The sequence below is a fragment of the uncultured Campylobacter sp. genome (assembly GCF_938017705.1).
Classification (GTDB): Bacteria; Campylobacterota; Campylobacteria; order Campylobacterales; family Campylobacteraceae; genus Campylobacter_B.
Window position 1 is genome coordinate 1 of the sequence record NZ_CALIIS010000055.1, and the last position, 13,359, is coordinate 13,359.

Annotated in this window: 11 protein-coding genes; 9 read left to right on the top strand and 2 right to left on the bottom strand. The window is 48.3% G+C overall.

The window, feature by feature from the left end:
- Both Q0605_RS02800 and glmS read right to left on the bottom strand, forming a co-directional pair.
- Positions 1-862, bottom strand: an 862-nt coding sequence (locus Q0605_RS02800) for a hypothetical protein (protein WP_298704039.1), incomplete at its 3' end; no start/stop codon positions are given.
- 60 nt (positions 863-922) lie between these two features.
- Complete coding sequence (gene glmS, locus Q0605_RS02805; RefSeq protein ID WP_298704042.1) at positions 923-2,740, bottom strand: glutamine--fructose-6-phosphate transaminase (isomerizing); 1,818 nt, start codon at positions 2,738-2,740, stop codon at positions 923-925.
- Between the two features lie 141 nt (positions 2,741-2,881).
- Here glmS and mqnE point away from each other — a divergent pair, with 141 nt between their 5' ends.
- The 9 genes from mqnE to Q0605_RS02850 all read left to right on the top strand — a co-directional run.
- Positions 2,882-3,964, top strand: a complete 1,083-nt coding sequence (gene mqnE, locus Q0605_RS02810) for an aminofutalosine synthase MqnE (protein ID WP_298704045.1) — start codon at positions 2,882-2,884, stop codon at positions 3,962-3,964.
- 18 nt (positions 3,965-3,982) lie between these two features.
- The gene (locus Q0605_RS02815) at positions 3,983-5,278 is read left to right on the top strand and encodes an NCS2 family permease (protein WP_297941562.1); all 1,296 of its coding nucleotides are present in this window, start codon (positions 3,983-3,985) and stop codon (positions 5,276-5,278) included.
- A 15-nt stretch (positions 5,279-5,293) separates the two neighbouring features.
- Entirely contained in the window at positions 5,294-5,743 is a 450-nt protein-coding gene (locus tag Q0605_RS02820; protein ID WP_298704051.1) for a phosphoribosyltransferase family protein, read from the top strand.
- Between the two features lie 112 nt (positions 5,744-5,855).
- Positions 5,856-7,082, top strand: coding sequence for a hypothetical protein (locus Q0605_RS02825; protein ID WP_298704054.1), 1,227 nt, complete (start codon positions 5,856-5,858; stop codon positions 7,080-7,082).
- A 45-nt stretch (positions 7,083-7,127) separates the two neighbouring features.
- Complete coding sequence (locus tag Q0605_RS02830) at positions 7,128-7,811, top strand: type II secretion system protein (RefSeq protein ID WP_298704056.1); 684 nt, start codon at positions 7,128-7,130, stop codon at positions 7,809-7,811.
- 27 nt (positions 7,812-7,838) lie between these two features.
- Complete coding sequence (gene metG / locus Q0605_RS02835; RefSeq protein ID WP_298704059.1) at positions 7,839-9,836, top strand: methionine--tRNA ligase; 1,998 nt, start codon at positions 7,839-7,841, stop codon at positions 9,834-9,836.
- Positions 9,837-9,838: 2 nt separating this feature from the next.
- Positions 9,839-10,687 (top strand): hypothetical protein, encoded by an 849-nt coding sequence (locus Q0605_RS02840; RefSeq protein ID WP_298704062.1) that lies wholly within the window; start codon positions 9,839-9,841, stop codon positions 10,685-10,687.
- Positions 10,687-11,676: a hypothetical protein gene (locus Q0605_RS02845; RefSeq protein WP_298704065.1), complete on the top strand. Its 990-nt coding sequence runs from the start codon at positions 10,687-10,689 to the stop codon at positions 11,674-11,676. Before Q0605_RS02840 ends, Q0605_RS02845 begins: the two co-directional genes overlap by 1 nt.
- 9 nt (positions 11,677-11,685) lie before the next feature.
- Positions 11,686-13,359 (top strand): menaquinone biosynthesis decarboxylase (locus Q0605_RS02850; RefSeq protein WP_298704068.1); only part of this gene is annotated, 1,674 nt, incomplete at its 3' end.

Here is a 13,359-nt window from a genome sequence, read left to right on the forward strand (position 1 = left end):
ACAGTGCTACTGCGATGCTAAAGATCGCTATGTAGGCGTCAAGCCCTATGGCTTCGTTCTGCAAAACCGTGGCGACGACGCAGATTATCAAAAAGATATTGTAGCTCGTGATCTGCCGCACGGCGTATTGATCGTGTCTGGCGGCCGATAGAAAGATAAATACTTGATTTAGCGGCAAAATGTAGCTCAGCGCAAATATCAGATAGATAAACAGATCAAAGGTGAGCGAAACGGTGTTTTGATTGACATATTCTTGGATCTGCTTAAATGACAGCAGCGACTCGGTGATCTGAGCTCTAAAGATCAGAGCGATGCCGATTAAAATAAGCGGCATGATGTAGGCCTTGATACCGCTCATTCGGATAGGGTTGGTGTAAATTTTACTCTCGAGGCTCTCGCCCTCGCGCGGATCGTCCATCTGCACGAACTCAAATCCCAAAAATTTAGGTTTTTTTGCATCAGCGGGTTTGGCTTTGCGAGGAAGTTTGAAATTTTTAAATTTTTTTGCGATTTTTGTTACTTTTGCGGCGGATCTATCCTCCGCGATATTTTCGGCGGAATTTTGAGGAGACGACTCCTCTGCCGCGTCTATTTCTATGAAATTTTTAGGATCAGAAGTCCAGTCGTTATTTTGCTTTGCAGCTTCTTTTAGCTGTGGGGTTACTTTTTGCGCTACACGGTCTTTGGATTTAGAGCCCTCGACGCGCTTTATATTTATCGCGCTGGATGCTAGCGTGTCGAAGCTTACCTCATCGCCGTCGGTTAGGCTAGGATCGCGTTCGCCAAGCATTTCGTAGCTATACTCGACCCCGCCTGTGGCGACTATGACATTTTCACCTCTGATAAATCCGATAAGTCTCATATACTAACATTCCCCGATTTTTTAATGAGAAATATTAGTCAAAATGAACTTAAAAAACGATTATTCTACGGTGACACTTTTGGCTAAATTTCGCGGCATATCCACGTCGTTGCCAAGTCTGACGGAGATCTCAAGAGCTAGAATTTGTAAAATTATCATCATCTCAAAAAACTCGCTCATCGCGTGGCTTTGCTCGCTCGTTTTGATAAAATCGTCCGCAACCTCGGGCTCTTCCGGGCTGATAGCTAAAATATACGCATCGCGCGCAGCAAGCTCTTCGACATTGCTTTTCGTTTTTTCGTAGAGCAAATGCTTTGGCATCAGCGCAACCGTAAAGAGATTAGAATCCGCAAGCGCGATAGGTCCGTGCTTCATCTCGCCGCTCGGATAACCCTCTGCGTGCAGATAGGAGATCTCTTTGAGCTTGAGCGCGCCCTCAAGAGCGAGCGGATAAAAAATATCGCGACCGATGAAGAAAAAGCCGTGTCCGTGCAGATAGTGCTTGCTCATGCGGTAAATTTTATCCTGCAAGCCGTCTTTGATCTTTAGAATTTGCGGGATATGAAGCATCGCCGAAATTTCGCTCGCGTTGTTTTTGGCGGAGACGGTGCCGCGCAGATTTGCAAGATACACGACGAACATCCATAGCACCATAACCTGCGTCGCAAAAGCCTTCGTGGAAGCTACGCCCTTTTCGATGCCGGCGCGAGTGAGGATCACGCTGCCTGCCATGCGCACAATCGAACTATTATCGACATTGCAGATCGCAAGCGTCCTAAGACCGGCTTTTTTAGCGATATGCAGCGCCTCTAAGGTGTCGGCGGTCTCGCCACTTTGCGAGATCACGATAAATAAGGAATTCTTGTTTAAAAACGGCTCCTTGTAGAGGAATTCGCTGGCGACTTCTACTTTTGTGCGAATTTTAGCGATGCGCTCGAAAAGATACGAACTTACGAGCGCGGCGTGATAGCTCGTACCGCAGGCGCATAGCACGACCTCGTCGATGCCTTCAAACATCGCCGCATCAAGCTCGTCAAATTTTATCTTGCCGCCCTTTATTACTCGCCCCATCATCGCTTCAGTTACGACTTGCGCCTGCTCGTAAATTTCTTTTTCCATAAAAAATCTAAAGCCCTCTTTTTGCGCGTAGCTCTTATCTTTCGGAAGCTCACTAAAGGCGCAATTATGCGGTTTAGAGTTTTTAAAAACGTCGATCTGCCCGAGCTTTGCGACGCCGTAAATTTGATCATCCAGATACGCAGCCGTATTCGCAAGCCCGATGAGCGGAGCGTCCGAGGAGCTAAAGAAAATTTCGTTTTTATCGTTTTTTGCGACGATGAGCGGAGCCGCGTTTTTAGCAAAGAAAATTTCTCCGGGTGCTGCCTTCGTGATCAAAAGCGTAGCGTATGCGCCTTTTAGTCGTTTAATTGTAGCTTCATATGCCTTAAATGCGTCGTTGTTAGCCTTGAAATTTTTCTCGAAAAGATGCACGATCACTTCGGTATCGGTCTGGCTTAAAAATTTCACACCGTCCGCTTCGAGCTCGTCCTTTAGCTCGATGTAGTTTTCGATGATGCCGTTATGCACGACGAAGCTAAAATCCCCAAAATGCGGATGCGCGTTAAGCTCGGTGGGCTTTCCGTGCGTCGCCCAGCGAGTATGTCCGATCGCAACGCCAAAGCCTTGCGAAGTGAAATCTTTCATCTTTTCTTCGAGATTATTTAGCTTGCCGACCGCTTTGAAATACTTTATATTCGCACTCTCGTCCATCACGGCAAGGCCCGCGCTGTCGTATCCGCGATACTCGAGTTCCTTCAGTCCGTTTATTATGATTTTTTTCTTCTCTTCATTTCCGATGTAGCCTACGATTCCACACATTTTGCTTTCCTTGTTTAAAATTTGGCGCTCATTTTACTACGCTATTTTAAATTAACGAAATTCGGCTCTAAATTTAGTCCGCTTATCCGTTTTGTAAGCAAAAAATTATATAATTAGCACAAAATTTGGCTTGGGAAATCGATGAAAATTTTAGAAAAATTACAAAGCGGCGAGAGATTAAATTACGAAGACGGCGTGAAGTTATGGGATCTGGATCTTTTCGATCTGGGCAAATTCGCCTTTGCTATTCGCAAAGAAAAAAACGGCAAAAACGTCTATTTCAACGCAAATCGTCATATCAATCCTTCGAATTTATGCGCAGATACCTGTAAATTTTGCGCATTTTCGGCGCACCGCAAGAACGAAAACGCCTATACGATGAGCGATGATGAGATCATGCGTATCGTGGACGAGACTGTAGCGCGCGGCACGAAGGAGATTCATATCGTAAGCTCGCACAACCCATTCGTTACGCCGCAGCAATATTTGGGAATTTTTAAAGCGATAAAGCAAAAATATCCGCTTGTGCATATCAAGGCGATGACCGCGGCGGAGATCGATTACTGGCGGCGAAAGTGGAAGATGAGCTACGAGGAGACGATAGAGCTGATGATGCAAAGCGGCGTGGATTCGATGCCCGGCGGCGGCGCTGAAATTTTTGACGAGGACGTGCGCGATAAAATTTGCAAAGGCAAGGTCTCAAGCGAGCAGTGGCTACGTATCCACTCGCTGTGGCATGCACGTGGGCGCCAGAGTAACGCCACGATGCTCTTTGGACATATCGAAAGCCGCGCTCACCGCATCGATCACATCTTGCGTATCCGTGCGCTGCAAGATGAGAGCCTCTCTCGCGCTAACGGCGGCGGCTTCAACGCCTTCATCCCGCTCGTGTATCAGCGCGAGAACAACTACCTGGACGTGAAGGGCTTTTTGGGCTCGGTCGAAATTTTAAAAACGATCGCGATTAGTAGAATTTTGCTCGATAACGTCGCGCACATAAAGGCTTACTGGGCGACCTCCACGTTAAGCTTAGCCCTTGTAGCACAGGATTTCGGCGCGGACGATCTTGACGGCACGATCGAGAACGAAAGCATTCAAAGCAGCGCCGGCGCCGGCAGCAAAAAAGGGCAGAGCAAGCGCGATTTTATCGATATGATCGGCACTGCGGGCTTTGTACCCGTAGAGCGCGACAGCTTATATAATCAGATCGAAATTTACGAATAAATTCTAAAGGAGGAGCAAGTGGAGAAATTCTTTCATCTCGCCGCGGCAAAAACGTCGGTAAGGCAGGAGCTTATTGCAGGGCTTACTACGTTTTTGGCGATGATTTACATCGTGCCGGTAAACGCTAACATTATGAGCATCGCAGGCATGCCGTTTGATGCGCTGGTTACGGCAACCGCGCTTATTACGATAATCGCGACGCTATTTAATGGGCTCTTTGCAAATACCCCCGTTGCGCTTAGCGTCGGCATGGGGCTAAATGCGTATTTTACCTTTGCGTTGTGCGTGGATGCGAAGATGCCATGGCAGAGCGCACTTGGCATCGTAGCGATAAGCGGAGCGCTTTTTACCGTGCTTTCGTTTACCAATTTTCGCGTTTGGGTTATCAAATCTATCCCGCTTGATCTGCGTCGCGCCATAAGTGCGGGTATCGGGGCTTTCATCTGCTTTATCGGACTTAAACAGATGGGCGTCATCGCGCCTAGTCAGGCAACGCTAGTAACTTTAGGAAATTTAAAAGATCTAAACGTTTTGCTTGGAATTTTAGGCTTAGCGGTCGTGCTGGTGCTTTTTGTGCTTAGAATCAAGGCGGCGTTTATCTTAAGCATTTTGATTACTTCGTGCGTTGCGTGGGTGGCTGGAATTTCGCCCGCACCGCATGGCATAGTAAGCGCGCCAAGCGGCATAACGCCGATATTTGCTAAGCTAGATATCTCCGGAGCGCTAAAGCTCGCGTTCGTACCTTTTATAATCACATTTTTCGTTACGCATCTATTCGATAGCATCGGTACTCTAACCGGCGTGGGAAACCGCGCGGGGCTTTTTGGAGAGAATAGCAAAGACGGCATGAAAAAACTATCTAGAAATTTAACCTCCGATGCGATAGGCAGCGTTGCGGGCGCCGTTATAGGAACGAGTACGGTTACTGCATTTGCCGAGAGCGCGAGCGGCGTGGAGGCGGGCGGTCGCACGGGGCTTACCGCGGTATTTTGCGCTATGTTTTTCGTGCTGACGCTGTTTATGCTGCCGCTATTTAAGGCGATCCCTGCAAATGCGATCTATCCGATCCTCGTGATGGTCGGGGTTTTGATGTTTAGTGAGCTTGGCAAGATCGATTATAGCGACGCGGGAATTCTAATCCCTGCGTTTTTTATAGTGTTTTTGATGCCTTTTACCTACTCGATCACCAACGGTTTAAGCTTCGGCTTTATCGCTTATATCGTAGTTAGACTCGCTCAGCGCAGGATAAAAGATTTAAATTTCGGCGTTTTGACGCTTGGCGCGATTAGCGTTTTAGTATTTTTAATGCATTAAATTTTAAGGAAAGATATGAGATTTTATAGTTTTGAAGAGATGGATCGCGACGCAAGAGTTATAGCAAAGCAGGTTAGGGACGAATTTATGCCCGATGCAATCGTGGCGATCGCTAGAGGCGGGCTTACATTCGGTCATGCACTAGCCAACGCGCTTGATATGCGTACGATATTTTCGATAAATTCCATCCACTACGCAGATACCAAAAAGCTCGATACCATCGACGTTTTCAACGTGCCCGATCTGGAGCTTTACAAGCGCGTGCTGCTGGTGGACGATATCATCGACAGCGGCGACAGCATGGTCGAGATCAAGCGCGTGCTGCTGGAGAAATTTCCGCAAATAGAGATTAAAACGGCGGTGATTTTTTACAAACCCAAGGCGCTCATCCAACCCGATTTTAAAATTTCAAAAACGGATGAGTGGATAAATTTCTTTTGGGAAAATTATACGATAGAGGAATGAAGCGGCGCGCGGTTAAATTTAGCGGCTAAATTTTAAATGATTCGGCGACTTAAATTTTATAAAATTCCGGCCGTAAAATTTAGGCTGTAAATTTAAAGTGCCCGTAGCAAGGATGAGAGTGAAGAAGCTTTATCAAAACGAAATTTTCGTAATCTCCGTAATGTGCCTGTTTCAGGGCATATTTTTGCTTTATGCGATCTCAAATTTAAGTATCAGCTACTACGAGGCTGAAATTTTTTACGATAAAAAATCCCTCGTTTCGCTAATCGCAAATTTAAGCTGCGAAATTTTCGGGCGCAACGACTACGCCCTGCGCATACCGTTTATTTTGATCCATTTCGCAAACGCCGCGATGATCTATAAAATTTCAAAATTTATTCTCAAGCGTCGCTTCGACAGAGTGGTCGCTACGGCGCTATTTATGGCGCTTCCTGCGTCGATGAGTAGCGCGATCTTGCTAAATCCTGCTGGCATCATCGTTTTTTTCACGCTGCTGGCGATCTATTTTGCAAAGAGCGAATACAATATCGCGCTTTTCGTGCTTCTATCCGTTTGCGCCTTGATCGATCGCGCGTTTTTTATGCTATACGTCGGCTTTGGAATTTGGGCGCTTTATACGCGCAAAAAGGAGCTTTTGTTGCTTTGCATAGCGCTATTTAGCTTCAGCGTGATTTTTTACGACGTGAGCTCGGAGGGCAAGCCGAAGGGGTATTTTTTAGACACCGTGGGCGTTTTTGCGGGCGCGTTTTCGCCTTTAGTGTTTTTATTTTTCATCTACACGATCTATAGAATTTGGATCAAAGAGGAAAAAAGCCTGCTGTGGTTCATCGCTACAAGTGCGCTTTGTCTAACGATGCTTTTTTCTCTAAGACAGCGCGTGCCGCTTGAGATGATGCTGCCGTATTGCGTCATCGCTACGCCTTTGATTATCCGCGTGCTTTTTAACTCATATCGCGTCAGGTTGCCTAAATTTCGCACCTTTCACAAGATCGCCGTGGGTGTGACGCTGGTAAGCTTAGCGGTAAGCTATTTTGCAGTGATTTTTAGCGATGTGATGTATGAGGCGATGTTCGCAAACAAGCCGCAGCGGCATTTTATCTATAAATTTGACATAGCTAGGCAGCTGGCAAGTGAGCTAAAAAATCGCGGAGTAAAAAGCGTAAGCTGCGAAGACGAGAGGCTCTGCCTGCGCCTGAAATTTTACGGACTGCCTAGCGGAAGCGGCGCTTTTATCTACGCGGATGAGCCGGAATATGTCTCGGATCATAAAAATTCGATACAAAATATAGATATTTACAAGCGAGGCGTGCGAATTGCGAAATTTTATGTTAAAATATAAACAAAATTTTTATGAAAGGTAAAAATTATGAAAAAAGCATTTACTATGATAGAGCTAATTTTCATCATCGTGGTGGTTGGAATTTTAGCGGCGGTGGCGGTGCCTCAAATCAATCGAAATAGCCTTGTGGAGGCGGCAGATCAAGTAGCTGCTCATATTCGCTATACTCAGCAGCTGGCTATGAATGATAACAAATTCGATCCTAATGACCCGGATTGGTTTAAAAAACTTTGGAGAATTCAATTTAGTTATACTACCGCCAAAGGTAGTGCCGAGGGTTGGACTTATACAGTGTATTACGATAGCACTATGAGCGGCAATCCTAACGGTAGTGTCGATCTGTCTGATCTATCGAGAGTCGATTTTGCTACGGATCCACAAAATCCAAATAAAATTTTAAGTGCCGGCTTTCAAAATCAGGCGATGAATAGAAATGCCGAGAGGATTAATAAGAAGCTAAATCTTACTAAAACTTATGATATTAGAAATATCACATTTGCTAATTGCGGAGCAAAGAATAATCAAACTATCGTCTTTGATTCCTACGGGCGTCCTATGGGGCAGGTAGCAGACTCGGATGTGCCTTATGATAGACTTTTTGTAGGCAAAAATCCGTGCATAATCACGCTTACCAATGGTGCGAGCGAGCATGCCCTTATTACCATCCAGCCCGAGACTGGATATGTAAATTATACTTTGGCTTCCAATACCGGTCCCGGAGGGCAGTAGGATAATCCTACACATTTAAGGAGAATAATGAAAAAATACATAATGACGCCGATTTATTACGTAAATGACGTCCCACATATCGGTCATGCATACACGACGATCATCGCCGATACGATGGCTAGATTTTACCGCCTGCAAGGACACGAAGTCTTTTTTAAAACGGGCACCGACGAGCACGGTCAAAAGATCGAGGAGGCCGCAGCCAAGCACGCTCAGAGCCCAAAGCAGTACGCAGACGGCGTAAGCGCTAAATTTAAAGATCTGTGGGACGAGTTTAACATCAGCTACGATATGTTTTCGCGCACTACCGATGCCGCGCACGAGGTGGCGGTGCAAAACGTATTTCGCAAGATGTATGAAAAGGGCGACATTTATAAGGGCGAATACGAGGGCAACTATTGCGTAAGCTGCGAGAGTTTTTTCCCTTCCGCTCAGCTCATCGACGGCGAGTATTGCCCCGACTGCGGCAAAAAGACTAAAATTTTAAAAGAGGAGAGTTATTTTTTTAGGCTTAGCGCCTACGCAGAGCGGCTTTTAAAATGGTACGAGGATGAAAAGTGCATCCTGCCGCTAGGCAAAAAAAACGAGGTGATAAGCTTTGTAAAAAGCGGACTGAAGGATCTTTCGATCACGAGAACGGGTTTTGATTGGGGTATTAAAATTCCGCCCGAGCTGAACGATCCGAAGCACGTGATTTACGTCTGGCTGGACGCGCTGATGGATTATCTTAGCTCGCTCGGATTTTGCGCGGGCGGCGAGCGGATGGAGTATTGGAGCGACGCGCTGCACATCGTGGGCAAGGACATTTTGCGCTTTCACGCCGTTTATTGGCCTGCGTTTTTGATGAGCCTTGGGCTAAATATGCCGCGCAGCGTCGCAGCTCACGGCTGGTGGACGCGAGACGGAAAAAAGATGAGCAAGAGCCTGGGCAATGTCGTAGATCCGCGCGAGGTCGCAAACGCCTACGGGCTAGAGCAATTTCGCTATTTCTTGTTGCGCGAGGTGCCCTTTGGCCAAGACGGTGATTTTTCGCAAAAAGCGATCATCAACCGCGTAAATTCCGAGCTTGCCAACGAGCTTGGAAATTTGCTTAGCCGCATCGTCGGCATGAGCGCGAAATACTCGGACTACGTCATAAATTCCAAAGACGTTATGAAATTTTTCGCCGCCGAGATAGAGGAGGCGAACTCATATCTAAGTGCCGCACTTAGCGCGCTTGAAGAGGTCGCTACCAATAGATACTTGGAGGAGCTTTGGAGGGCGCTTGCGCTTGCAAACGCTTCGATTGCGAAATACGAGCCGTGGAATTTGATGAAAAACGGTGAGCAAGATAGGGCGCTGGCTCTCGTCGCATTAGTCGCAAATATTTTGGCGGGCGCTACGGTGCTGCTAAGCCCCGCGATGCCGCAGACGGTGGCACGTATCGCGGATACGCTGGGCTTTGAAATATCCACTCCTCTTTATGAAAAGCTCGTACTTCGCGGCGAAATTTTAGATTTTAAAGCTAAGCCGTGCGAGCCGCTTTTTACCAAGATCGATCACGAACTAATGCCTAAGGCGGACTACGATAGGCTGGATGTGGCTGCAAATTCTGCAAGCGGTTCGGGCACAGACGCCGCCGCAAAAGGCGCGCTAAGCTCAAACGCAAACGCTTCCGGCTCGGGTGCTACGGCGCAAGAAGCCAAAGGCGAGACAACCGAGGCTCAAATCAAAATCGACGATTTTAAAAAGTGCGTTATAAAAGTCGGCACGATTTTGGAGTGCGAAAACATTGAGGGCAGCGAGAAGCTACTGCGATTTATGATCGATTTGGGCGAGGAGAGGCCGCGCCAAATCATAAGCGGTATCGCGAAATTTTACGATCCCGCCGCGCTTGTCGGCAAGCAGATCTGCGTGCTAGCAAATTTAAAACCCGCTAAAATTTTTAAACACACGAGCGAGGGCATGATTTTAAGCGCCGAGGACGGCAGTCTTACGCTGCTTAGCACTCTCGCGCCCGTAAAAAACGGCGCGATCGTAGGTTAGCGATGAGGACTCTAGCGCGCAAGGCTTCGAAGCTCGCTATCTGCGGTGCGGCTGGGCTCTGTGCGCAAAAAAGCACCGCTTCGGATAAAATTTTAAAGCTTTGCCGCAACTCCTCACTTGCCGCAAAGATCGGCGCGGGCGGGCTTGTATGCGCGGCACCCTTAGCGCTGAAGCTCGGCGCAGGAGTTGCTTTAAAATTTGCGGCGCGTAAAATTTTAACATTCGGTATTTGCGAGCTGTCAAAGTCCGCTGCTTTAAAATGTGCAAAACTCGGCGCGCGCGCGGTCGTGCGCTCATTTTCACGCACTGATAAATTTACGGATGAGCGTTCGAAAAAGCCCGCAAGCGCGGATAGCGAGAATTCTAATACAAGCGCCGCACCGCGCAGAAAGCGCAGGGCAGATGTTTCTAGCGCGAACGCTAAAAAAGACGCCTTGCTTTCCAAAAGCGCCTCTGCTAAAAAAAATGCAGCAAAAAAAAGCGTGCCCGCAAGAAAATCTCCGCTGGCTAAAAAATCGGCACCTAGCACAAAATCAGCATTGACCGCTAAAAGTATCGCAGCAGGTGCAGCTTCTATATCTGTCGCAAAATCAGCGTCCATAGCCAAATCTGCATCAATAAAAAGCACCGCACAAAATAAAATTTCCGCGCTTAGCGCAAAAGTAATGCCAAGCAAAAACACTGCGCAGAACGCAAAATCTCGCCGCGTTGCAGAAAACACCGCTGCGCCTGTTGTAATCGTCGCAAAAGACGCCGCCGCAACCGCCGCAAGCTCTGCGCTTATCGCAAAGCAGCCGCGCCGTGCCGCAAAGAGCGCTTCCCTTAAAAGCTCTATCGCAGGGAAGTCGTAATGGTAAATTTATTAAATTTAACCCGCATCGTAAACGGAACGATGCTGAATAATCCCGCAATCTCCGCGGTCGAGAGCTTTGCAATCGAGCCCGCAAAAGTCGCAAAAAAGGGCGCTTTCATAGCGCTCGGCGCAAACGAGCGCGACGTACGCACCGCGATTGATAACGGCGCGTACGCGATCATTTTCGATAATAATTTCAAGCCGCTTAACGACGAGATCGCCTTTATAAAGGTCGAAAATTTATGCTCGGCGCTCGTGCGACTGATAAAATTTTTGGGCGACACGTGGCGGCACGGCTTCGTGCTGATAAACGAGGTGCAAAGCGAGATCTTGCGCTACACGAGCGTGCCGAAAAATTTGATGTTTGCGCCGCGCAGCAAGGGCGAGCTTTTTATCAGCCTGATGAATGCCAAAGAGAAAAATACCTACTTCACCACCGACGGCGAGCTTTTGCAAAGCCTCGGTATCTCGCCCGTCCGGATCCCCGCGAGCGACGATTTTAGGCTGCTTTACGGCGGCTCGATATTCTACAGCAGCTTCGTTTTTGGCGGGCTTTATTATTCAAATTTAATCTTTCCGCAGCTGTTTTTGCCCGAGCTATGCGGCGTGATCGAGTATCTCTCGCGCAAAAACATACCCTTTAAATTTCAAAACTTAAGCGCATTCGGCCATTTCGAGCCGATTTTTGTGGATAGATTTTTTAACGTTAGCTCGCTCGGCGGCAGCTATCGCGCCTTTATCGCCGAGAGCGATCCTGAACTTTTTGCGCGCGAGGCGGAGTTTTTGCGGGCGAAATTCCGCGAGAAAATTATCGTCTGCGCCAGCTGGGAGGAACGCTTGGACGGCACTAAGATCGACTTTCGCTTCAATAAGCTAAGCGCGCTAAAAAGCCTGCCCGAGTTTCACTACGCGCTGGTTTTTGCAGAAAAGAGCGCGATTTTGCAGCTTCTAAATCAAAAACCGCAAGAAAAAAATCTATTTTTTTAAAGGCAGCGGATGCAGAGATTTGATGAAATTTTAAACGGAAATTTTTGGATAAAGAGGCTTCACGAAAATGGGCTTTTGCGCGAGGTAAAGGAGCAGATCGGCACTGAGCTTGAGATAGCGCACGCAAGCTACATCGAGGTCAAAAAAGAGCGCTCGCAGGCGCTGCTTTTTACGAACGTGCGAAACGCGCAGGGCAAACGGATGCCGCCGGTGCTAACCAATATTTTTGGCTCCTTCGAGGCGTTAAAATTAATCCTCGGTCGCGAACCTGACGAGATCGCCGCCGAGATTGAGAGCCTGCTAAAGCCGAAGCGTCCGCAAAGCTTCGGCGAAAAGCTTGATTTCTTGGCGCACTTAATCTCGCTGCGTAAAATTTTTGTAAAGCGTCTTAGCGGTCGCGGAGAGTGCCAACAGGTCGTGCATCTGGGCGCTGATGTAGATTTGGGCGAGCTTCCAGTTCTTAAGACCTGGGAGAATGATGGCGGCGCGTTTATCACGATGGGGCAGGTTTATACGAAAGATCTAAACTCGCAAACGCAAAATCTCGGCATGTATCGCCTGCAAATTTACGGGCGCGACCGCTTGGGGATGCACTGGCAGATACACAAAGACGGCGCGGGCTTTTTCGACGAATACCGCAAAGCGGGGCGCAAGATGCCCGTATCCGTGGCGACCGGCGGCGATCCGCTCTATATCTGGTGCGGTCAGGCGCCGCTACCGAAGGGGATTTTTGAGTTGCTGCTTTACGGCTTCATCCGCCGCAGCCCCGCTCGCCTCGTAAAATCGCTTACGAATGAAATTTACGTTCCAGAGGGTGCGGACTACGTGATCGAGGGCTTTGTCGATCCCGCAGTAAGCGAGCCGGAGGGGCCTTTCGGCGATCATACCGGATATTATACGCCGGTAGAACCATTCCCGGTAATGGAGGTTAGCGCGATCACGCACAAGCGCGCGCCCGTATTTCACGCCACCGTCGTAGGTAAGCCGCCGCTTGAGGATAAATTTATGGGATACGCGACCGAGCGGATCTTTTTGCCGCTGTTTCGCACGAGCGCGCCCGATCTGATTGATTATAAAATGCCCGAAAACGGCGTATTTCACAACTTGATTTTGGCTAAGATCGCCGTGCGCTACCCCGCTGCTGCCAAACAGATCATGCATGCGTTTTGGGGCGTGGGGCAGATGAGCTTCGTAAAACACGCCGTTTTCGTGCCGCAAGACGCGCCGAGCTTAGATGAGTACGAGGCGCTTACGAAGTATGTCCTAAACCGTATAGGCGCACGCAGCCTCGTTTTTAGCGAGGGCGTGTGCGATCAGCTCGATCACGCAAGCCCGAACTCCTGCTTCGGCGGCAAGCTCGGCATCGATGCGACGGTTGATCTAAGCTCGCAGGCGCCGCAAATTTTAAGCGATGAGGAGCTGCTAGCGAAATTTCAAAGCGGCGAGCCCGCCATTTTGGCACTTAAGCAGCACTTTTGCGATACGAAAAACCCGCTCGTGCTGATAAACATAAACAAAAAAGAGCTCGTGGAGCGGAGCTGGCGGCGGCTTTTGAAATTTAACGAGCATTTTAAAATTTTGATTTTTACCGATGCGGGGAATGACGCGAGCAACCTCTACATGAGCGTTTGGCGCGTCGTAAATAGCATCGATGCGCTGCGCGACGTGTTTGTGACACAGGAC